Raw genomic sequence first — 20,709 nt, 5'->3', positions numbered from 1 at the left:
TACCTCAGGAAAGCGGCGCCAGCGGGCGGCCGTCATAAGGGAAGGGGCTGTCGAAATCGGCCAGTGCGGGCAGCTTCGCGTCCTTGGCTGAAAGCTCGGGCAGGGTGCCGGCCGGCAGCGACCAGTCGATTCCCGCGCTGTCCCAGCGAATGCCGCCATCGCAATCCGGCGCGTAATAATCGGATACCTTGTACGTCACCTCGCAATCCTCGGTCAGCGTGATGAAGCCATGCGCGAAACCGATCGGCACGAACAATTGCCGCCCGTTCGCCGCCGAAAGCTCCGCTGCGACATGCCGTCCCCAGGTTGGCGACCCGCGCCGCACGTCCACCGCTACATCGAGGATGCGCCCGCGAATGCAGCGCACCAGCTTGTCCTGGCCGTGCGGCGGCGTCTGGAAATGCAGGCCGCGCAGGGTAAACGCTGGCACGGAAAGCGAATGATTGTCCTGCACGAAACGGCAGTCGATCCCCCGCTCCGCGAAGCGCCGCTCGGTATAATATTCGGTGAACCATCCGCGTGCGTCGCCATGGCGCACCGGCTCGATCAGCTGGACTGGATTATCGTTCATCGAGGCGGTGCATAGACTGGCGGGCGTTCGCGGACAATTAAGATGCGGACAATCAGGATGCGGCGGCGGGTCAGTATCCGGCTTCCAGATCAGCGACATTCTGCATCGGCTTGCCGTTCAGAAAGGCGGCCAGATTGTGCAGGAAGAGCGCGCTGGCGCGCTGGAACATCTTGGGGCGGCCGCTGCGCCCGGACAGGTGCATGGTTATCATGCAGTTCGGTGCCGACCACAAGGGATGCTCGGCCGGCAGCGGCTCCGGGTTGGTCGGGTCGAGAAACGCGCCGCCGATCGTTCCGCCATGCAACGCGGCCAGCAGCGCCTCGTCGTCGATCATGTCTCCGCGCGCGATGTTGATGAGCCACGCGCTGCTCTTCATCGCCGCAAGCTCGGTCGCGCCGATCATCGCCTTGGTATCGGGTGTCGAGGGGGCCGCGAGCACCACCCAGTCGAAGTCGCCCAGCATTGCGCGCCATTGATCCGGCGTAAGCGAGCCGTCGCGCCCCGAACGGGTGACGCCGGTCACATCGACGCCAAACGCCTCCAGTTGTTTGGCGATCAGGCGACCGATCGCGCCAAGCCCCACCACCAGCGCTTTGGTGCCATATAATTCGGTCATGCCCGGCGCATCGAGCAGCCATTCGTGGCGGTCAGCGGCGCGGACGACCTCGTCGTAGCGCTTCGCCGCCGCCAACACGCCCATCACCGCATATTCCGCGACCGCGATCGCATTGATCCCCACGCCATTGGTGACGATCGCCCCCCGCTCGCGCAGCACGTCGAGCGGAAACGCATCCAGCCCGGCGTAGATCGTCGATACCCATTTGAGATTCGGGCCGGACGCGCGGATCGTTTCCGCGACGCTCGCGCTCTTCTCCATATCGACCCAGGCGATATCCGCATCGGCGATCATCGCCTTGGCATCCACGACGGATTTCCACCACGAAACAGATACTTCGCTGGGGATATGCGGTTCGAGCAACGGGCGCGCGTGCGCGGGCAGGACGGCTTTCATGGCATGACGATAGCGTCTTGAGCGGTCCGCGCCTATCGTGCGTGACGTGATAAAGTTTCGTTTTGCGGCTGCCTCCCTCCCGATCGCGCTGATCGCCGCCGCGCCTGCCGGTCTTTCGGTGGAGAGCCTTGAGGCGCTGCGGGCGATCGACCTGCGGCTCGGGACGATCGGCTATCGCCTCGCAACCGCCAACGCGGCACTCTGCGACCGGCAGTCCCGCACGACCGGGGCGCTGGTTCACGCGGTCACGCAATATGACCGTGCGAGCGAGGCGGCCGCAAGACAGGCATTCGGCTTCGCGCCGCCGGTGGCGGTGGAAGCGGTGGTTCCGGCTTCACCTGCCGCGCGCGCGGGGCTCCGGCCCAATGACGGCATCGTCGCGGTCGATGGCGTGGCGACTGTCGATCGGGCGATCGCCCCCTCGGTCGCGGATCGCGATGCCGTGCTGGCGCAGATCGCGCGCGGCACCGGAAAGGTGCGGTTCGATTTGCTGCGTGGCGGGGATCGGCGATCGGCGCAGGTCGATGCGGTTCAGGGATGCGAGGCAACCTTCGAGGTAGTGCTGGGCCCTGAATTGACGGCCCAGTCCGATGGCAAAGTGGTGCAGATCGGGGTGCGCTTCCTTGAGCGCTATAGCGACGCGGAAGTGGCCGTGATCGCCGCGCATGAGCTTTCGCACGTCATCCTGAAGCATCGCGCCCGGCTGGAAGCGGCGGGGGTGAAGGGCGGGCTGTTCGGTGAAATGGGCCGCAACGCCCGCCTGGCGCAACGCGCGGAGGAAGAGGCCGACCGGCTGAGCGTCCATCTGCTCTACAATGCGGGTTACGACACCGCCTCGGCGGCGGCATTCTGGCGCGCGCATGGGCGCGACGTGGACGGCGGCTTTTTCCGCAGCCGGACCCATCCATCGACCAGAGCGCGTGTCGCGGCGATCGAGGCGGAAGCAGCCACGCTGGCGGCGTCACCCGCGCGTCCGTCAATCCCGGCGCTCGTAGCGGAGCGGGAGCGGCCGATGCGGTGAGCGGCTAAGCCTCCACCCGCCAGTCCCACGCCAACGGATCACCGTCCATCACCTCCACGCCGGCGGCGATCAGTTCGTCGCGGATCGCGTCGGAGCGGCCGAAGTCCTTGGCCGCGCGCGCCTCGCGGCGCTCGGCGAGGCGGGCCGCGATCGTTGCCTCGTCGATCGTCGCGCTCGCCGGGCGGACGCGCAGATCCTCGCGGCGCAGGCGGGAAAGATCGAGCCCCAGCAGCGCATCGAAATCGGCCAGCGCAAGCAGGCGCTCCTGCGAGGCGATCTTGCGGTCCGCCAGCATCGCATCGAGCACCGGCAGCGCGCGCGGGGTGTTGAGATCGTCAGACAGCGCCGCATCCAGTTGTTCGCGATAGCCGTCGGCCGAGCTGGCCGATGGCGCGGGCGGGCGGGCACGCAGCCCCTCCACGGCCTGCACCAGCCGCTTCAGCCGCACCTGCGCCGCCGCCAGATTCTCCCACGAGAATTCCAGCTCGCTGCGATAATGCGCCTGCAGGCACAGCATCCGATAGGAAAGCGGGTGGAAGCCGCGATCGACCAGCGCGGCGAGCGTGAGGAACTCGCCCGATGATTTGCTCATCTTGCCCGCGCGTTCGACGAGGAAGTTGTTGTGCATCCACAGGGTGGCCCCGCTGTCGGTGCATTCGCAATGCGCCTGGTTCTGCGCGATCTCGTTGGGATGATGAATCTCGCGATGATCGATTCCGCCGGTGTGGATGTCGAAATGATCGCCAAGATATTTCTTGCTCATCACCGAGCATTCGAGGTGCCAGCCCGGCGCCCCCCGGCCCCACGGCGAATCCCATTCCATCTGCCGGTTCTCGCCGGGCGGGGAGGCGCGCCAGATCGCGAAATCCTGCGGATGGCGCTTGCCTGATACGGGATCGATCCGGCTCTCGCCCTCGTCGTCGCGCACACGCGCGAGCCGACCGTATTCGGGGACGGTGGAAACGTCGAAGTACAGGCCGCTTTCCAGCCGGTAGCAGTGTTTCGCCTCGATCTTCGCGGCGAAATCGATCATGTCCGCGATATGGTCGGTGGCCAGCGGAAAGCGCGCGGGGTCGCCGATGTTCAGGTCGCGCAGGTTCTGCTTGAAGGCCTGTGTGTAATGCGCGGCGATCGCCCAGATATCCTGCCCGGATTTCTTCGCCGCCGCCTCCATTTTGTCGTCCCCGGCATCGGCATCCGAGGTGAGATGGCCGACATCGGTGATGTTGATGATGTGGGTCAGGTCATAGCCCTTCCAGCGCAGCGTGCGCGCCAACGTGTCCGTGAAGACATAGGCGCGCAGATTGCCGACATGGGCATAGTTGTAGACGGTCGGGCCGCACGAATAGACGCCCACTTTCGGTGCGGCGATCGGACGGAACGCCTCGGGCTGACGGGTGAGGCTGTTATAGAGGGTGAGCGGGGCGCCGTGCATGGCTGCGCTCCTAGCGGGCAATGAAAGCCCCCGCCAGCCGGGAGTCTGGCGGGGGCGGGCATAGCGACGAGCGCCTTGCCGTTCGTGCTGGATGAGCCGGTCATCCGAAAGCGTTGAACGGCTATTCGATCCCGAACGTCACGCGCATATTTCAATGGCCTGCCGGAACATTTCAGATTGTTTCAGCGCGCCAGCGGCAGCGAGACGGTCGCGACCGCGCCGCCACCCTCGCGATTGGCGAGCGCCACGTGCCCCTCGTGCCGAATCACGATCGCCCGCGCGATGGCCAGGCCCAGCCCGGTGCCGCCGGTGGCGCGGTTGCGTGAAGGGTCGCCACGCACGAAGGGGTCGAACAGGCGATCGGCCTTCGCCGGATCGATGCCCGGTCCATCGTCCTCGATGCGGATGGTCGCTTCGCCACCGGCCACCGCCCAGTTCAGCCGGGCCGCATCGCCATAGCGGATCGCGTTCCCGATCAGATTGGCGAACACGCGGCGCAGCGCGCGGGGATCACCGCGCACCACCGCGCGGGGGCCGGGCGTGAGCGAGACGGCCGCGCCGCCGACGCCCATGTCCTCCACAACGCTGTCCAGCAGGCTCCCCAGCTCGACGAGTGACGAATCGCGTTCGCCCGCCTCGTCACGCGCGAAATTCAGCGTGTCGGAAATCATCGCGCGCATCTCGTCGATATCCGCCGAAGCGCGGTCGCGCGCGCCCTCGGGCAATTGCTCGACCCAGAAGGCGAGGCGCGACAGCGGCGTGCCCATGTCGTGCGCGATCGCCGCCAGCATGTTCGTGCGCTGTTCGGCGTGGCGGGTCAGGCGATCGTGCATGTCCGCGACGGCAGTGGTCAGCGCGCGGACCTCGGCCGGGCCGCCGGCGGGAAAGACGGGGCGATCCGCGCCGGCGCGCGCCTGGTCTGCGGCGTTGGCCAATCGCCGCAGCGGGCCGGAGATGATGCGTGCGATCCACCACGCCGGAATCGACAGCAGCAATATCGTGATCGACATCGCGATCAGCGTGCGGCTGTGCCAGTTGCTGAAGCGCGGGCCGGGCCGCCCTTCCACGATCCGCCATCCCGCCGGCGTGCGCCAGCCGAAGGCGAACCCGCCGACGAACGCGCTGGGGATGCCGGGCGGGGTCCGCACGATCATCGCCACCACATCGCCATGCGGCACGTGCAGCGCATGGGCGAGGCGCTGCGCCGCGTCCGTATCGGCGTGTTCCGGCCCGAGCGGGATCGGCGGGCGATCCGCGGTATAGATGCGCAGCGGCGGCCCGGGATCGCCCGGTTGCCGCCCGGTGCGCAGTGCGAAGGCGATGCTCGCGATGCCGCGCGGCGGGTCTTTCGGCGGTGGCCCGTTGAACGTGACCGCGAACAGCACCACCGCCGTCAGCACGATCGCGCCCAGCACCAGCACCAGGATCGGCGCCGCGATGGAGCGTACCGGGCGATGCTCAGCGATGGTCGACATCGACCGTGAACATATAGCCTTCGTTGCGGACGGTGCGTATCAACTCGTCATCGTCGTCCCGGGCGAGCTTGCGGCGAAGACGACTTATCTGCACGTCGATCGCGCGATCGAAATGCTCGGCGTTCACCCCGCGCGAGAGGTCGAGAAGCTGGTCGCGGGTCAGCACGCGGCGGGGATGCTCGACGAACGCGAGCAGCAGCCGGAATTCCCCGTCGGACAGGTTGATGACCACCTCGTCGGGATCGATCAGCTGCCGCCCGACCGGATCGAGCCGCCAGCCGGCGAAGCGTTGATGCGGGCGCTCCCCCGGCACGGTGCGCGCGCCGCCCTGGTTGCGCCGCAACACCGAGCGGATACGCGCGAGCAACTCGCGCGGGTTGGCAGGCTTCGCGACATAATCGTCCGCCCCCATCTCCAGCCCGACGATCCGGTCGATCTCCTCGCCAATCACCGACAGGATGATGACCGCCGGTGAGCGCGCCCGATCGAGCGAGCGCAGGATCGACAGGCCATCCTCGCCCGGCATCATCACATCGAGCACGATCAGCGCATAACTCTCGCTCGCGAGCAGCCGGCGCATCTCGGCGCCGTCGGCGGCGGTATCGACGATGTAACCGTGCGTGGAAAGGAAGCCCGCGGTAAGCTCGCGGATGCCGGGATCGTCGTCTACGATCAGCAGGCGGGTTTCCATATCCATGTCGACAGCGGCATTTAGCATGGACGCAAGATTAGGCGAGCGATGTCTCGCGCAGGTTTCAGCGCCGCAATATTCGGCGGATCGCGCGCCGCCGTGACGATCTGGCAACAGGTCGGCACAACATCATGCCGTTAAACTTGCCTTCCCGGCCTCGCGCTGGTAGGGGCCCACCGTTCACGGCGCGGACATGGTTCGACGCCGGCCTAGCTATTTGGCCCGTACCAGCCGATTCGGAGAAGTTCGAGTTTATGCAGATCATCGTTCGCGACAACAACGTCGACCAGGCACTGCGCGCGCTCAAGAAGAAGCTGCAGCGTGAAGGCGTCTATCGCGAAATGAAGCTGCGCCGGCACTATGAGAAGCCGTCGGAAAAGCGCGCCCGCGAGCGTGCGGCGGCCGTCCGTCGCGCCCGCAAGCTCGATCGCAAGCGCGCCGAGCGCGACGGCGCGCGGTAATTACCGCGTTGGCGCGCCGCCTCCGATGGGGCGGCGGCGCCAATTCTGCCCGAATCGCGACCGGCTGAAAGTCGAGCGGTCCTGTTCGGCGCGGCCCAGCCTCTGCATCGAGGGAAATCATGTCGACCGTAACCGCCGTTCCGATTCCGCCCGTCAAGCGCAGCTATATCGTGTGGCTGGTGCTGGGCATCGTTGCCGTGCTGGTCGCGGCGGCCGCGCTCGCTTTCCAGGGTGACGATTTCCTTGCCCGGAACGCCCGCCAGAAGGGCGTGATGACCACCGCGTCGGGCTTGCAGTATCAGGTGCTAACGCCCGGCGCGGGCGCGAAGCCCACCGACACCGATGTCGTGCTGGTGAATTACGAGGGCAAGCTGCTCAACGGCACCACGTTCGACAAGTCGCAGCAGCCGACGCCGTTTCCGGTAACCGGCGTCGTGCCCGGCTTCAGCGAAGGGCTGAAGCTGATGCCGAAGGGCTCGAAGTATCGCTTCTGGATCAAGCCGTCGCTCGGCTACAAGGACAAGGCGACCGGCCCGATCCCGGCCAATTCGGTGCTGGTGTTCGATGTTGAACTGATCGATTTCCTGCCGGAAACCGTGCTTCGCCAGATGCAGATGCAGCAACAGATGCAACAGCAGATGGGTGGCGCCGGCGCCGGCGCCGGCGCTCCTCCGGGTGCGCCCGCCGGCCCCGGAGGCCGCTGACACCAAGATTTTGCGCGACTAGAAAACCGGTCGGCTGTGATGCCGCCCGGTTTTCTGCTGTCCGAGACGTTTTAGTGGCTGGCCGCAGGCGCGCTTGATTCGAGCGTCCGTTGATCGCGCCCTTCCAGCACCAGCGCCGTCAGCCGCCCGGTGGCGAATGCACCGGTATCGATCCCGATGCGGTTATGGCGGAATTCCGGTGCGTCGCTGATCGTATGGCCGTGGACGACCACGCCATCGAAGCTGCCGTCGTGGCTCAGAAACTCGCGGCGAATCCAGCGCAGGTCCGCCTCCTTCTGCTCCTCGAAGGTGGCGCCGGGGCGCATCCCGGCATGGACGAAGCGATAGTCACCCAGCGAAACCCCGCTGCCGAACGAATCGAGAAACGCGAGATGCTCGGCCGGCACCAGGCGCTGGATCAGTGCCGCCAGTTGCTCGAAATCGCACGCGTCATAATCGTCCGGATCCGCGCCGTAGCTCAGCATCGTCTCGCGGCCGCCGGCCCGGTGAAACACCGTCAACGCATGCCGATCCCCTGCCGCGGCGTGGAGCAGCAATTCCTCGTGATTGCCTTTGATGAAATCGCAGTGCCGATCGGAAGCGGCGAGTTGCAACGCCCGCTCCACCACGCCACGCGAATCAGGCCCGCGGTCGATCAGGTCGCCGAGGAAGATCAGGCGAACCTGCGCGCCGATCCCGTCGCTGTCGCGGTCGATCGCGTCCAGCAATTCATCGAGACAGTCTGATCGCCCGTGAATGTCGCCGATCGCATATACGCGCACGCCGTCGGGCAGTGCGGGTGGTGGCGTGACGGGGGCGGGGGCGGATTTGCGGAAGAAACGCGAAATTACCATCTGCACTCTATAGCCGTGATGGCGATCGATATGGACCGCTTAATGCGGGTATCAAGCCATTCCGGCGAAGATGGATTTCGTCCGGGCGTGTTCAGGCCGCGCGGCGTTGCTCGCCGGTTCCGCTCCGCGCCAGATTCGCATCGCCCCAGATGCCGCGCGTGTCCAGCACGTGCTTGTCCGCACGTTCCTCGATCGGCACCGAGCGGAATATGTCATGATCGACCAGCACGATCATGATCGGGCAGTCCGCGATGGCGCTGTCGATGTCGATCAGTCGCGCTCCCGCCTCCACAAGGCCGTCGGGCAGGGTGGCGGCGTAGGGTTCGACCACGGCGATCCGCGGGCCGAAGCGCGCGGCCAGCGCCTCCGCCACCTTCAGCGCGGGGCTTTCGCGGAAATCGTCGATGTTCGGCTTGAACGCGAGGCCGAGGCAGGCGACCGGCAGGCCGGGCAACGCCTCCAGCAGCGCGGTGGCGCGCGCGATCACCCAATCGGTCTTTCCGTCGTTCACCTCCCGCGCGGTGCGGATCAGCGGCGTCTGCTCGGGCGCGGCGTGGACCAGGAACCAGGGATCGACCGCGATGCAATGGCCGCCGACGCCTGGGCCGGGCTGGAGGATGTTGACGCGCGGATGCCGGTTGGCGAGCCGGATCACCTCCCACACATCGACGCCCATCTTCTCCGCAACGATGCTCAGCTCGTTGGCGAAGGCGATATTCACGTCGCGGAAGGCGTTTTCGGTCAGCTTGGTCATTTCCGCCGCGCGCGCGCTGGTGGTGACACAGGCGCCGCGCACGAACCGGCGATAGAAGGCCAGCGCCTTGCGCGCGCAGCGCGGCGTGATCCCGCCGATCACGCGATCGTTGTCGATCAGCTCCACCAGGATCCGCCCCGGCAGCACGCGCTCCGGGCAATAGGCGATGGCGATATCCGCCGCCTCGCCCGCGACGCCGGGCACCTTCAGATCGGGGCGCAGCCGCGCGAGGAGATCGCGCACCTGCTCCGTCGTGCCGACCGGAGATGTCGATTCGAGAATCACGGTATCGCCGGCCTTCAGCACCGCCGCGATCGTCGTGGCCGCGTTCAGCACATAGCCGATATTGGGCGCGTGACCGTCGGCAAAGGGGGTCGGCACCGCGATGACGAACACGTCGGCCGCCTCGATCTCCAGCGACGCGCGCAGGCTGCCCCGCGCGACGACGCCGGAAACCAGGCCGTCGAGATCGACCTCCTCGATATGCACGCGGCCGGAATTGATGGTCTCGACCACGGCGGGGGTAACGTCGATCCCGACGACCCTGGCGCCGCTGCGCGCGATCACGGCGGCGGTCGGCAGGCCGATATAGCCAAGCCCCAGGACGGCGACCTTCAGCTCGTTATCCGGCACCATCGGCAATAACCCCTGCAATCCGAACCGCCGCGTGGCCGTCGCCAAAAGGATTGTGGGCGCGCGCCATCGCGGAATAGGCGGCCTTGTCGTCGATAAGGGTGAAGACTTCGGAAACGATACGGTCCGCATCGGTGCCGACCAGCTTCGCGGTGCCGGCGGCGATGCCCTCGGGGCGCTCGGTAGTGTCGCGCATGACGAGCACCGGCTTGCCGAGCGCGGGCGCTTCCTCCTGCACCCCGCCCGAATCGGTAAGTGCGAGATGGCACATGCCCAGCGCGCGGATGAAATGCGGATAATCGAGCGGCTCGATCCGGGCGATATTGGGCCGATCGCCCAGAATCGCGTCCATGACCGCGCCGACATTCGGATTGGGATGCATCGGGAACAGCACGGCGGTGTCCGCGCGCGCCGCGATCCGCGCGATGGCGTTGGCGATATTTTCCATCCCGCCGCCGAAATTCTCGCGCCGATGCGTGGTGACGAGGATCAGCTTTCGCCCGGCGAACCGCGCCGCCACCTCGTCCAGCCCGGCCGCAAGCGAAGGATCGGCATCGATCCGCGCGCTCGTCCAGTGCAAGGCATCGATCACGGTATTGCCGGTGACGTGGACGCCTCCGCGGATATTCTCGCGGGCCAGCGCCTGCGCGGCGGTGGTGGTGGGGGCGAAATGCAGGTCCGCGATCGGCGCGACGATGCGGCGGTTCACCTCCTCCGGCCAGGGATGATAGATGTTGCCGGAGCGCAGGCCCGCCTCGACATGCGCGACCGGGATCTTGCGGTAATAAGCGGCGAGCGCGCCCGCCATCGCCGTGGCGGTGTCACCCTGGACGATCACGCGCGCGGGCTGTTCCCGATCCATGACCTCGCCCAGCCCGGTCAGCAATCGCGCGGTGAGCCGGTCGAGCGTTTGCCCCGGCTCCATGAGATCGAGATCGATATCCGGGGTGAGCCCCGCGATGGCCAGCACCTGATCGAGCAGGCCGCGATGCTGCGCCGTAACGCAGACGCGCGGCGTGATGCCGGGGATCGCCGCCAGAGCACGCACTACCGGGAACAGTTTGATCGCTTCGGGCCGCGTGCCAAATATCAGCAGAACTTTCATGCCGCCGGATTATCCGGATTGGCTTAAGGACGCGCTAAGCATCTGCCGCTAAGCAAATTGTCGATGCGACCATGCACCGATAAAGACGCTGGCGTCGCAACAGGGACGAATGAATGTCGATCAAGCCGCTTCGTAAAGCCGTATTTCCTGTCGCCGGGCTCGGCACCCGCTTCCTTCCCGCCACCAAGGCGATGCCGAAGGAAATGCTCACCGTCGTCGATAAGCCGCTGATCCAATATGCGGTGGAGGAGGCGATCGAGGCGGGGATCGAGCAGATCATCTTCGTCACCGGGCGCGGCAAATCCGCGCTCGAGGATCATTTCGACATTTCCTATGAGCTAGAGGCGACGCTTAAGGATCGCGGCAAGAGCCTGGCGGCGATCGAGGGCATCCGCCAGCGACCCGGCTCGCCGGTCTATGTCCGCCAGCAGGAGCCGCTCGGGCTGGGCCATGCGGTATGGTGCGCGCGCGAGATCGTGGGCGACGAGCCGTTCGCGGTGCTGCTGCCGGACGAATTGATGGCGGGGAAGCCCGGGCTGCTTGCGCAGATGTGCGAGGTTTATCAGCGCACGGGCGGCAATGTCATCGGGGCGCTGGAGATCGACGCCGATCAGACGGATAAATACGGAATCATCTCTCCCGGCGCGCGCGATGGCCGCGTGGTCGAGGTTGCCGCGCTGGTCGAAAAGCCGGCGTTGGGCACCGCGCCGTCCAATCTCATGATTCCGGGCCGCTATATCCTGCAACCCGAAGTCATGCGGATTCTCGATAATCCGGTGAGGGGAGCGGGGGGCGAAATCCAGCTCACCGATGCGATGGCGCAACTGATCGGGAAGCAGGCGTTCAACAGCGTGCTGTTCGATGGGCAGCGCTACGATTGCGGCGACAAGGCAGGGTATATTCAGGCGAACCTCGCGCTGGCGCTCGCGCGGGACGATATCGGGCCGGTGGTGCGCGAATTCGCGCGGAAGCTGGTCGGATGATCCTCGTCACCGGAATGGCCGGGTTCATCGGCCATGCGGTGGCGGCCGCGCTGGCGGCGCGGGGCGAGCGTGTGATCGGGATCGATAATCTCAACGATTATTACGATCCGGCGTTGAAGCGCGCGCGCCTCGCCGATCTATCGGCGCGTTTCGGTGATGCTATCGCGTTCGTCGAGGCTGATATCGCGGACGAGGCCGCGCTTGACGCGGTCGTCGCGGGGCGGGGCGTGGATCGCATCGTGCATCTCGCGGCGCAGGCCGGGGTGCGATACTCCTTGGAAAATCCGCGCGCCTATGTCCGTGCCAATCTGGCGGGGCATGTGAACATTCTTGAACTCGCCCGGGGGCTGGGTGTCCGCCACCTTGTCTATGCTTCATCCTCGTCGGTTTATGGCGGCAATGACAAGATGCCGTTCAGTGTCGAGGATCGGGTCGATCGGCCCGTATCGCTCTATGCGGCCACCAAGCGGGCGGACGAACTGCTCAGCGAAAGCTACGCGCATCTGTTTCGCATTCCGCAGACGGGGTTGCGCTTCTTCACGGTCTACGGCCCATGGGGGCGGCCCGATATGGCGCCGTGGCTGTTCACCGCCGCGATTCTGGAGGGGCGGCCGATCAAGCTGTTCAACAATGGCGTGATGCGGCGCGATTTCACCTATATCGACGATATCGTGGCGGGTGTGCTGGCCGCGCTCGACAGGCCGCCCGCCGACGATCGTGCCGAGAAGCCCGGCGGAAGTGTGACGCCGCATGCGCGTTACAACCTCGGCAACAACCAGGCCGAGGAGCTGGTGCGGCTGATCGATGCGATCGAGGCGGCATGTGGACGCGGCGCCGTGCGGGAGATGCATCCGATGCAGCCCGGCGACGTTTGCGCCACCTATGCGGATATTGGGGAGACGACGCGAGATCTCGGCTTCGTGCCCGTCACCCCGATCGCGCACGGCATCGCGCGGTTCGTCGACTGGTATCGCGGCTATTATCGCATCTAGCAACAGCCCCCAAGACCCACGCGCTATTTTCTCGGTGTTTGGCTCGCCGTCTGAGAGGAAACCAGCGCAGATCCCGCAAAAGAAAACAAAAAAATAGCGGCCCGGAGACCGCTATTTCTTCCGAATTCCCTACGAACTCAGTTGCTGCTCGAATTGTTGTTCGAGTCAGCGATCACGACGATACCGGCGATGACGGCGGCAGCGGCGAGGACGGCGATGAGAACACCACCGCCAGCGAGCTTTTCCTTCGAAGCCGACGGGGTCGCAGCGCGCGACTGACCCACCGACAGGCTGGACGCCGGGTTAGCCGGCGCGGCGATCGCCGGAGCGACGGCGAGCGACGCGGCAGCGGCGGCGGCGATATATTTGGCAAGACGCATGATAAACTCCCTTTCCGGTCCGGGGGCGTAATTGCATCAACCTCCGGTGTTTGCAAGCCTCTAAAGCCGGACGGTTAACAAAGTTCCGCTGGATTGAGTCACGAATTTGTAATTCTGCAACGACAGGCCGGGTCTTTTTGAAGTCGAACCGTTCGCATCCTGAAGTAGAGCAAATCAGCGATAAGCAATTCCCCGGCCGTATCGTGACCAAAAAACGAGATAGCACGAATCGCTTCCATAGCGGCCAGGCTTCCGATCATGCCTACCATCGGACCCATAACGCCGTCTTCAGCGCACGATACTGCCTCTCGCCCCGGCTCGTTACCTACCAGGCAGCGATAGCATGGCTTGTCGGATTCCCATCCGCGATAGACCGCAAGCTGCCCGTCGAATTGCCCGACCGCGGCAGACACCAGTGGAATATGTGCGGCGAAGGCCGCGTCCGCGACAGCGAGGCGCGTTGCGAAGCTGTCGCTGCCGTCGATCACTACCGTCGCGTCGGCTAGCAATTGCGCGGCATTGCCGGGGTCAAGGCGGGCGGCGCGCTCTTCTATTGCGATATGTGGATTGATCGCGCGCGCGGCATCTGCAGCCGCACTTACCTTTGTTCTACCGACATCGGCGGTACGGAAAATCGTCTGACGCTGAAGGTTCGACAACTCGACGCGATCGTCGTCGATAAGGATAAGACGCCCGATCCCTGCTGCTGCCAAGTACTGGATCGCTGGGGAACCGATCCCGCCCGCGCCCACGAGCGCGACCGACGCGCACTTGAGCCTTATCTGACCGACACCACCGATCTCTCGCAGCACGATGTGCCGCGCGTAACGTGCCAGCTCGTCCGCGCCGAGCGTCACTCGCTCCATGCGAAATCAATCGATGTGCGATACCAGGTGTCGGCACCGGGGGCAGCCAAGTTCGCCCGCGCCATCCGCGATGTCAGGCCGACCGCATATTGCTCGACCGTTGGGCAGCCGATAGCGCGTGGCATAATCTTACGCACATCGCCGTCTCGGTCGACCAGCACGCCAAGCTCGACGTGCAGCGAAAAGCCTCCTGGCTCGCGTACCGCAACAGCGCAGCGTCCGGCCGCCACTTCATCACGAACGAATTTCGACAGTTCCGGCGTAGGCTCGGTGCGTCGGATCAGCGGCAGCTCCGCCAGAGTCGACCATTCCGTCGCAGGCAGGTTGGCACTGGGCCGCTCGCTGCCGGCGAGCTGCAACATCATGAGCAATATGGCGGGGATCATCATGTCATCGCCCGGTCGATCCAAAGCCGCCCGCGCCGCGCACCGTCTCATCCAGTATCGCGACTTCTCCGAGCACGGCGTGCAAGACCGGCGCGGCGACGAGCTGTGCGATGCGCTGTCCGCGCTTCACCTCGAACGGCTCATTGCCAAGATTGGCGAGGATCACCTTCACCTCGCCGCGATAATCGCTGTCGATCGTTCCCGGCGTGTTGAGACAGGTGACGCCATGGTTGAGCGCCAGACCGGAGCGCGGGCGCACCTGCACTTCATAACCATCCGGTATCGCGATCGCGAAGCCGGTCGCGACAGCGTGCCGCGCACCGGGCGCGAGAGTCAGATCCTCGGCCGCGACGATATCCATCCCGGCCGCGCCAGCGGTTGCATAGACTGGCAGGGGAAGGCCGGCGCCGTTGGCCAGGCGCTGTATCTCGATCGTTATCTGGTCAGTCATCGCCCTTCATATAGTGGAAGCTGCGCGCGTCGCCACCGGAAGCGTTTGCGATCCGTGTCAGGCGAGCGCCTCGGCGATGCGCTGCGCCAGCCGCTCTGCGACGGCCAGTTTGGACAGCCGCTCCCAACTTTCAACCCCGGCTGCGGTGACGATGTGGATCGCGTTCGCGTCTCCGCCCATCACATCGCCCGACACATCATTTGCGACGATCCAGTCGGCGCCCTTGCGCGTGCGCTTGGCGACGGCGTGATCGACCACCTTTTCAGTCTCCGCAGCGAATCCGATGAGGAGGCGTGGTCGATGCGGACTGTGCGCCAGCGTCGCGAGGATGTCCGGATTTTCGGAGAGATGCAGCGTTGGGGTGCCTCCCTCGGTCTTCTTGATTTTCTGGGCAGCCGTCTGCTCTGCGCGCCAGTCCGCGACTGCCGCGACCATCAGGGCGGCATCGACGGGCAGCGCGCGATCGACGGCAGCGGCCATCTCGCGCGCAGTTTCAACATCGATGCGATCGACGCCGGCCGGCGTAGGCAGTGTGACGGGGCCGGCGATCAGCGTAACCCGCGCGCCGAGCTTGGCGAGCGCTCCGGCAAGAGCGAAGCCCTGCTTCCCGGAACTGCGGTTGGCGATATAGCGCACGGGATCGATCGACTCGTGCGTCGGCCCGGCGGTGAGCAATATGTGGCGGCCGGCCAGTGGTGTGGTGCGGGGCGCGAATTGCGCCTCGATCGCCTGGGCGATCGCCGCCGGTTCCGGCAAACGACCGGGGCCATATTCGCCGCATGCCATCGCGCCCTCGTCCGGCTCGAGCAGGAGCACGCCGTCCGCGCGAAGCTGCGCGACGTTGCGGCGGGTTGCGGCGTGCTGCCACATGCGAACGTTCATCGCGGGGGCGGCGAGCACCGGCTTGTCGGTGGCGAGCAGCAATGTGGTGGCGAGATCGTCGGCGATGCCCGCCGCCATCCGCGCGATCAGATCGGCTGTGGCGGGTGCGACGACGACCAGATCGGCTTCTCGGCTGAGCTGGATATGGCCCATTTCCGCCTCGTCCTTCAGATCCCAGAGGGTCGTGTAAACCTTGTCCTCCGAAAGCGCGGCGAGCGTCATCGGAGTGACGAAATGCGCTCCGCCTTCGGTCAAGACGCAGCGAACCCGGTGGCCCGCCTTGCGCAGCAGGCGAACCAGCTCACACGCCTTATAGGCCGCGATGCCGCCGCCCACGATCAAAAGGATGCGTTTCATCGTACGACTCTTGTCACGGTGATGCGGCGCGTGTCGAGCGCGGCGGCGAGCAGATCGCGCAGGCTATCCGGCACGAAGATCAGGCCGGTCAGCAGCAGGGGCGCTACCAGCAGCCCCCAGTAGAAGGTATCGGCGCGGCAGAAGCATGCGATCAGCGCGGCATAGACGAGCAGCGTCGCCAACATGCGTCCCGCGAAGGGGTCGCGCCACCCGGCCCAGCCGGCGACCGCCAGCACTACCAGCGGCGCGGCGAGGGCCAGCGGCAGCATGGTAAGCGCCGTCGACAGCGCCATCGTCCTTATGAAAAAGCCGACGCCCAGCATGCCTGACCAGCCGGGCGAGGCGGGATCGAAAGGGCGGACCACGGCTCCTACGGCATGAGCATGAGCCGCGACGGCAACCGCGAAGATCGTTGTGGCGATAAACCATCCAAGCGCCTCGCGCCGGTCGCCATTCGTCAGCGCGAGGACGAACATCGCGCCGACGTACAACGCCGCCGTCTCGCGGATGAGCATCGCCGCCAGACCGAAGGCGACGGATTCGATCCAGCGCCCCGGTCGCCATAATGCGACGCTCAACGCGATCAGCAGTCCGGCCCAGATCTCGTGAAAAACGAGAAGTTCCGGCTGGACGCAAACGGCCATCCCCCCCGCCAGCAGCAGCACGGCGATCACGACCGGCTGCCACCGCGCCATCGCCGGCCGTAGCCGTTCCCACCAGGCGACCGCGACCACGATGACCAGCGCATAGAGCAGCAGCGGGACGATCGCCGGCGGAAAGTGTGCCTGTACGAGGGCCAGCGTAGGTAGCCGAAAAGTGACAAAGGGACGGAGCGGATAATTGCCGGTGCGGAGCGCTTGCGCGGTAACGAGATAATAGTCGCCGCCGTGTCGCACCGAATCGACGATCGATTCGTAAAGAAGCACGTCGGCGCGATTCTCGCTCGCCGGGGCCTTGGGATCGACTGGTGGCGGCCCGGCGGCAACCAAGGCCGTGAACGAAAAAACCAGCAGCAGCGCGAGCACCGCCAGCGCGATCCTGGCGCGCTGGCGCGGCCAACCGGCGAAGCGCGTCGGTTGCGCCAGCCAGAGCGGCGATCGCGCCCGCCCGCCCGTCATCACCAGTGCAGCGCGCCCAGGGTCGCGGCAGCCCCGGCGAGCCCGGCTATCAGCGCGACGGCCGCATAGCGCCAGCCGCCGCCGATCCGCACCGTGGCGATCTCGCGCAGCGGCGGGGCGGGGGGCGCGCCGCCCGGCGCCGGGAACCGATCCTCGATGCGACGGACAAGGTCAGGCAGGCGCGTGAGCGTGCGAACGTCCGCGATCAGCCGGTCGGCTATCGCCGCTTCCGGGCCCAGCTCCGTCCTGATCCATTCCTCCACAACGGGCCCAGCCGTGTCCCACATGTTGATATCGGGATCGAGGCTGGTCGCCACGCCCTCCACCATTACCATCGTCTTCTGGAGCAGCAGCAGATGCGGCTGCGTGGCCATGTCGAAATCCCGGGTGATCGAGAACAGGCCATCGAGCATCATGCCGATCGACATGTCCTTCACGGGCAACCCGCGCATCGGCTCGCCCACCGCGCGCAGCGCCGTGGCGAATTCGGCGACGTTGTGATGCGGCGGCACATAGCCGGCCTCGAAATGGATTTCGGCGACGCGGCGATAGTTCCCGGTGATGAGACCGTAGAGAATCTCCGCGAGCCACACGCGCGCGCGCCGATCGATCCGGCCCATGATGCCGAAATCGATCGCGACAATGCGGTTGCCGGGGACTGCGAACAGGTTTCCCTGGTGCATGTCGGCGTGGAAGAAGCCCTCCGCGATCGCCTGCCGCAGGAAAGCGTGAACCAGCGCGCGCGCCAGGGCAGGAAGATCATAGCCCCGCGCGACCAGCGCCGCGCGATCGGAAAGCTTGACGCCATCGATCCATTCGATCGTTAGCACCTTGCCCGTGGTGCGCTGCCAGTCGACCGCGGGGACGCGATAGTCCGGCTCTGCTGCCATCGCTTCCGCGAGTTCGGACGCGGATGCCGCCTCGCGCCGCAGATCGAGCTCGCGCGCCGTCCAGCGCTTGAACGTCTCGATCACCAGCCGGGGCTGGAGGCGCGCGATCTCGCCCCCCATCGGCTCGATCTGCGCGGCGGCCCATTCATAGGTTTCGATCGCGCGCGCGAATTCCTCCTCGACGCCCGGGCGAAGCACCTTGACCGCAACGTCCCGCCCATCGGTGGTCACTGCGCGGTGGACCTGCGCGATCGAGGCGGCGCCGACCGGAACCTCGTCGATGCTCGCGAAGAGATGGTCGAGCGGGCGACCGAAGCTTGCCAGCAATTGCGGGCGGATTTCGGCGAAGGGCACCGGTGGCAGCGCATCCTGCAGCCGCATCAGATCGGCCGCCGCGGCCTCTCCGACCAGATCGGGTCGGGTAGCTAGCGTCTGGCCGAGCTTGACCGCAGCCGGCCCGATCGCTTGGAAAGCATCGGCGTAACGCGGCGTTGCCGGTGTCCGCGCTCCTAAGCGCGCGAGGCGAAGCAGGCGACGCAGGCGCGGCGGCGTGTTCGGATCGCGCTCAATTCCGCGCAGCGCGCCGTGCCGCGCGAGTATCCGGCCCCATTTCAGGAGCCGCCAGCCATGGACGACGGCGGAGGTCAAATCTTCCAGCCGCTGTGGATCGCCACCAGCCCGCCAAGCAGCGGCTCGACCTTCGTCTGGGTAAAGCCCGCCGCGCGGATCATGCCCTCGAACGCCGGCATATCCGGGAAGCGACGGATCGATTCGATCAGATAGCGATAGCTGTCTCGATCATGCGCCAGCAACTCGCCGATCCGCGGCACGAGATGATGCGAGTAGCTGTCGTATATCTCCTTGAAACCCGGCCACTGCGTCGTGGAAAATTCGAGACAGAAGAAACGCCCGCCCCGCCGCAGCACGCGATGGGCCTCGCGCAGCGCCGCTGGAATATCGGTGACGTTACGAATGCCGAAGGCGATCGTATAGGCATCGAAAAAGCGATCAGGGAAGGTCAGCGTCTCGGCATTCGCCTCCGTCCACACCAGCCCGTCGATGCCGCGCTGCTGGGCGCGCTGCATGCCCACCTCCAGCATCGCCGGATTGATATCCGCGACCGTGATGCTCGCGCCGGCGCGCTCCAGCCGGAAGGCGATATCACCGGTGCCGCCCGCCATGTCGAGGATCTGCTCGCCGGCGCGCGGTTTCACGCGGCGCACGAAGCGATCCTTCCACAGGCGGTGCATCCCCGCCGACATGGCATCGTTCATTACGTCATAGCGGGAGGCGACGCTGGTGAAGACGCCGCCGACGCGCGCGGTCTTTTCGTCGCGCGCGATATCCTCATAGCCGAAAGAGACGATTTCACTCATGGCACCCAGCCCTAGCGGGGGGCGTGGCCGGCGGCTAGAGGCAGTGTAATGCCGGAGCTTCCCGAGGTAGAAACCACCGTTCGCGGCCTGGCGGCCGTGCTGGAGGGCGCAACGATCGCGTCGATCGAGGCGCGCCGCGCCGATCTGCGGCGACCTTTCCCCGACGACCTGCGCCAGCGGCTTACCGGCGCGTGCATAGTCTCGCTCGACCGGCGGGCGAAATACGGGCTTATCGGGACCGATCGCGGAGATACGATGATCTTCCACCTGGGCATGTCCGGGCGGTGGCGGATCGATCCCGAAGATGTGCTGACGCACGATCACCTGCTGATCGAAACCGCGGCGGGGCGTCGGCTCGCGCTCAACGATCCCCGTCGATTCGGGTCGGTCGATTTATGGCGCAGTGAGGCCTTGGATGGTTTTCCCGCCTTTGCGGCGCTTGGACCGGAGCCGCTCGGGCCGGACCTTAACGCGGCGTATCTCGTTCGTGCGCTCGCTGGGCGGCGAATGTCGATTAAGCTCGCGCTTCTCGATCAGCGGATCGTCGCCGGGTTGGGCAACATCTATGTCTGCGAGGCGCTGCATCTGGCGCATATTTCGCCGCAGCGGGCAGCCGGCGAAATCTCGCGCGCCAGGCTGACGCGGCTGGTCGATGCGATTCGCGCCGTCCTGCGCTCCGCGATCGAGGCGGGCGGCTCGTCGCTCAGGGATTATGCGCGGCCGAATGGCGAACTGGGCTATTTCTCGAAGCAGTTCGCAGTTTATGGTCGCGAGGGCCTACCGTGCGGATGCGGTGGCGTCGTCGCGCGTTATGCGGAGGGCGGGCGCTCCACGTTCTGGTGCCCCACCTGCCAGCGCGGTTGACCCGGTGAGCATCGCGCGCTAAGGGGCACGCTTCCAGGGCGAAGGGGATACCCGGCGCCCTTTTTTCATCGATCAGATTTCGAGGACGTCAATGGCGAACACGCCGCAAGCGAAGAAGCGCATCCGTCGCAACCAGCGTCGGGCCGAAGTCAACGGTAACCGCGTGGGCCGTATCCGCACCTTCGTGAAGCGGGTCGAAGCCGCTCTCGCCGCCGGTGACAAGACCGCAGCCAGCGCCGCGCTCGCCGAGGCGCAGCCGGAAATGGCCCGGGGCGTTGCTCGCGGGGTGCTTCATCGCAACACCGCCAGCCGCAAGTTCTCCCGCCTGACGAAGCGGGTTGCCGCACTGGCCTGACGGCAGCTAACCGTTACGGCGACACGAACGCCCGTCGGGAATTTCCCGGCGGGCTTTTTGTCGTTGCGGTGCGGTGTAACCAAAGAGTCATGG

Annotated in this window: 23 protein-coding genes; 7 read left to right on the top strand and 16 right to left on the bottom strand. The window is 66.1% G+C overall.

Annotated elements, in window-relative coordinates:
• Positions 1–4: 4 nt before the first annotated feature.
• Positions 5–571: a dTDP-4-dehydrorhamnose 3,5-epimerase gene (rfbC, locus tag FFS35_RS04305; RefSeq protein ID WP_137785866.1), complete on the bottom strand. Its 567-nt coding sequence runs from the start codon at positions 569–571 to the stop codon at positions 5–7.
• 70 nt (positions 572–641) lie between these two features.
• A complete protein-coding gene (locus FFS35_RS04300) occupies positions 642–1,583 on the bottom strand; it encodes a D-2-hydroxyacid dehydrogenase (RefSeq protein WP_137785865.1) in 942 nt (313 codons plus the stop codon).
• A 46-nt stretch (positions 1,584–1,629) separates the two neighbouring features.
• Between FFS35_RS04300 and FFS35_RS04295 the strand changes: the two genes are divergently transcribed.
• The gene (locus FFS35_RS04295) at positions 1,630–2,604 is read left to right on the top strand and encodes a M48 family metallopeptidase (RefSeq protein ID WP_137785864.1); all 975 of its coding nucleotides are present in this window, start codon (positions 1,630–1,632) and stop codon (positions 2,602–2,604) included.
• 4 nt (positions 2,605–2,608) lie between these two features.
• Here FFS35_RS04295 and cysS read toward each other — a convergent pair whose 3' ends face one another.
• The 3 genes from cysS to FFS35_RS04280 all read right to left on the bottom strand — a co-directional run bounded on the left by cysS (position 2,609) and on the right by FFS35_RS04280 (position 6,211).
• Entirely contained in the window at positions 2,609–4,039 is a 1,431-nt protein-coding gene (gene cysS, locus FFS35_RS04290) for a cysteine--tRNA ligase (protein ID WP_137785863.1), read from the bottom strand.
• Between the two features lie 182 nt (positions 4,040–4,221).
• Positions 4,222–5,514, bottom strand: a complete 1,293-nt coding sequence (locus FFS35_RS04285) for a HAMP domain-containing sensor histidine kinase (RefSeq protein ID WP_249341446.1) — start codon at positions 5,512–5,514, stop codon at positions 4,222–4,224.
• Entirely contained in the window at positions 5,498–6,211 is a 714-nt protein-coding gene (locus FFS35_RS04280) for a response regulator (protein ID WP_249341445.1), read from the bottom strand. The genes FFS35_RS04285 and FFS35_RS04280 overlap by 17 nt, the downstream gene beginning before the upstream one ends.
• A 248-nt stretch (positions 6,212–6,459) precedes the next feature.
• Between FFS35_RS04280 and rpsU the strand changes: the two genes are divergently transcribed.
• A complete protein-coding gene (rpsU, locus tag FFS35_RS04275) occupies positions 6,460–6,666 on the top strand; it encodes a 30S ribosomal protein S21 (protein ID WP_022686405.1) in 207 nt (68 codons plus the stop codon).
• Between the two features lie 119 nt (positions 6,667–6,785).
• Positions 6,786–7,370: an FKBP-type peptidyl-prolyl cis-trans isomerase gene (locus tag FFS35_RS04270; protein ID WP_137785861.1), complete on the top strand. Its 585-nt coding sequence runs from the start codon at positions 6,786–6,788 to the stop codon at positions 7,368–7,370.
• A gap of 71 nt (positions 7,371–7,441) precedes the next feature.
• Here FFS35_RS04270 and FFS35_RS04265 read toward each other — a convergent pair whose 3' ends face one another.
• The 3 genes from FFS35_RS04265 to wecB form a co-directional block, all read right to left on the bottom strand.
• Positions 7,442–8,224 carry a metallophosphoesterase gene (locus FFS35_RS04265; RefSeq protein WP_137785860.1) on the bottom strand — a complete coding sequence of 261 codons (783 nt, stop codon included), beginning with the start codon at positions 8,222–8,224 and terminating at the stop codon, positions 7,442–7,444.
• Between the two features lie 91 nt (positions 8,225–8,315).
• Positions 8,316–9,614 (bottom strand): UDP-N-acetyl-D-mannosamine dehydrogenase, encoded by a 1,299-nt coding sequence (wecC, locus tag FFS35_RS04260; RefSeq protein WP_137785859.1) that lies wholly within the window; start codon positions 9,612–9,614, stop codon positions 8,316–8,318.
• A complete protein-coding gene (gene wecB / locus FFS35_RS04255) occupies positions 9,601–10,716 on the bottom strand; it encodes a UDP-N-acetylglucosamine 2-epimerase (non-hydrolyzing) (protein WP_137785858.1) in 1,116 nt (371 codons plus the stop codon). Before wecB ends, wecC begins: the two co-directional genes overlap by 14 nt.
• Before the next feature lie 113 nt (positions 10,717–10,829).
• Here wecB and galU point away from each other — a divergent pair, with 113 nt between their 5' ends.
• Positions 10,830–11,699, top strand: a complete 870-nt coding sequence (gene galU / locus FFS35_RS04250) for a UTP--glucose-1-phosphate uridylyltransferase GalU (RefSeq protein WP_137785857.1) — start codon at positions 10,830–10,832, stop codon at positions 11,697–11,699.
• Complete coding sequence (locus FFS35_RS04245; protein WP_137785856.1) at positions 11,696–12,691, top strand: SDR family NAD(P)-dependent oxidoreductase; 996 nt, start codon at positions 11,696–11,698, stop codon at positions 12,689–12,691. The genes galU and FFS35_RS04245 overlap by 4 nt, the downstream gene beginning before the upstream one ends.
• A gap of 137 nt (positions 12,692–12,828) precedes the next feature.
• Here the strand turns inward: FFS35_RS04245 and FFS35_RS04240 are convergent, their stop codons facing one another.
• The 8 genes from FFS35_RS04240 to FFS35_RS04205 form a co-directional block, all read right to left on the bottom strand.
• Positions 12,829–13,071, bottom strand: coding sequence for a hypothetical protein (locus FFS35_RS04240; protein ID WP_137785855.1), 243 nt, complete (start codon positions 13,069–13,071; stop codon positions 12,829–12,831).
• A gap of 98 nt (positions 13,072–13,169) precedes the next feature.
• Positions 13,170–13,928 carry a molybdopterin-synthase adenylyltransferase MoeB gene (gene moeB / locus FFS35_RS04235; RefSeq protein ID WP_249341444.1) on the bottom strand — a complete coding sequence of 253 codons (759 nt, stop codon included), beginning with the start codon at positions 13,926–13,928 and terminating at the stop codon, positions 13,170–13,172.
• Complete coding sequence (locus tag FFS35_RS04230; RefSeq protein ID WP_249341443.1) at positions 13,925–14,326, bottom strand: hypothetical protein; 402 nt, start codon at positions 14,324–14,326, stop codon at positions 13,925–13,927. The genes moeB and FFS35_RS04230 overlap by 4 nt, the downstream gene beginning before the upstream one ends.
• Position 14,327: 1 nt before the next feature.
• Positions 14,328–14,774: a dUTP diphosphatase gene (gene dut / locus FFS35_RS04225; RefSeq protein WP_137785853.1), complete on the bottom strand. Its 447-nt coding sequence runs from the start codon at positions 14,772–14,774 to the stop codon at positions 14,328–14,330.
• 57 nt (positions 14,775–14,831) lie between these two features.
• The gene (coaBC, locus tag FFS35_RS04220; protein ID WP_137785852.1) at positions 14,832–16,013 is read right to left on the bottom strand and encodes a bifunctional phosphopantothenoylcysteine decarboxylase/phosphopantothenate--cysteine ligase CoaBC; all 1,182 of its coding nucleotides are present in this window, start codon (positions 16,011–16,013) and stop codon (positions 14,832–14,834) included.
• On the bottom strand, positions 16,010–17,131 hold the full coding sequence (locus tag FFS35_RS04215; protein ID WP_137785851.1) for a hypothetical protein: 1,122 nt from the start codon (positions 17,129–17,131) through the stop codon (positions 16,010–16,012). The genes coaBC and FFS35_RS04215 overlap by 4 nt, the downstream gene beginning before the upstream one ends.
• Entirely contained in the window at positions 17,131–18,669 is a 1,539-nt protein-coding gene (ubiB, locus tag FFS35_RS04210) for a 2-polyprenylphenol 6-hydroxylase (protein WP_137785850.1), read from the bottom strand. Before ubiB ends, FFS35_RS04215 begins: the two co-directional genes overlap by 1 nt.
• The gene (locus FFS35_RS04205) at positions 18,666–19,397 is read right to left on the bottom strand and encodes a class I SAM-dependent methyltransferase (protein WP_137785849.1); all 732 of its coding nucleotides are present in this window, start codon (positions 19,395–19,397) and stop codon (positions 18,666–18,668) included. Before FFS35_RS04205 ends, ubiB begins: the two co-directional genes overlap by 4 nt.
• Positions 19,398–19,445: 48 nt before the next feature.
• Between FFS35_RS04205 and mutM the strand changes: the two genes are divergently transcribed.
• Positions 19,446–20,261, top strand: coding sequence for a bifunctional DNA-formamidopyrimidine glycosylase/DNA-(apurinic or apyrimidinic site) lyase (gene mutM, locus FFS35_RS04200; protein ID WP_137785848.1), 816 nt, complete (start codon positions 19,446–19,448; stop codon positions 20,259–20,261).
• 91 nt (positions 20,262–20,352) lie between these two features.
• The gene (rpsT, locus tag FFS35_RS04195) at positions 20,353–20,616 is read left to right on the top strand and encodes a 30S ribosomal protein S20 (RefSeq protein ID WP_137785847.1); all 264 of its coding nucleotides are present in this window, start codon (positions 20,353–20,355) and stop codon (positions 20,614–20,616) included.
• The last annotated feature ends 93 nt before the right edge of the window (positions 20,617–20,709 follow it).

The organism is Sphingomonas sp. 3P27F8 (assembly GCF_005502745.1).
GTDB lineage: Bacteria > Pseudomonadota > Alphaproteobacteria > Sphingomonadales > Sphingomonadaceae > Sphingomonas.
Note: the sequence above shows the minus strand (reverse complement) of the source record. Positions and strands in the feature narration are given on the sequence as shown.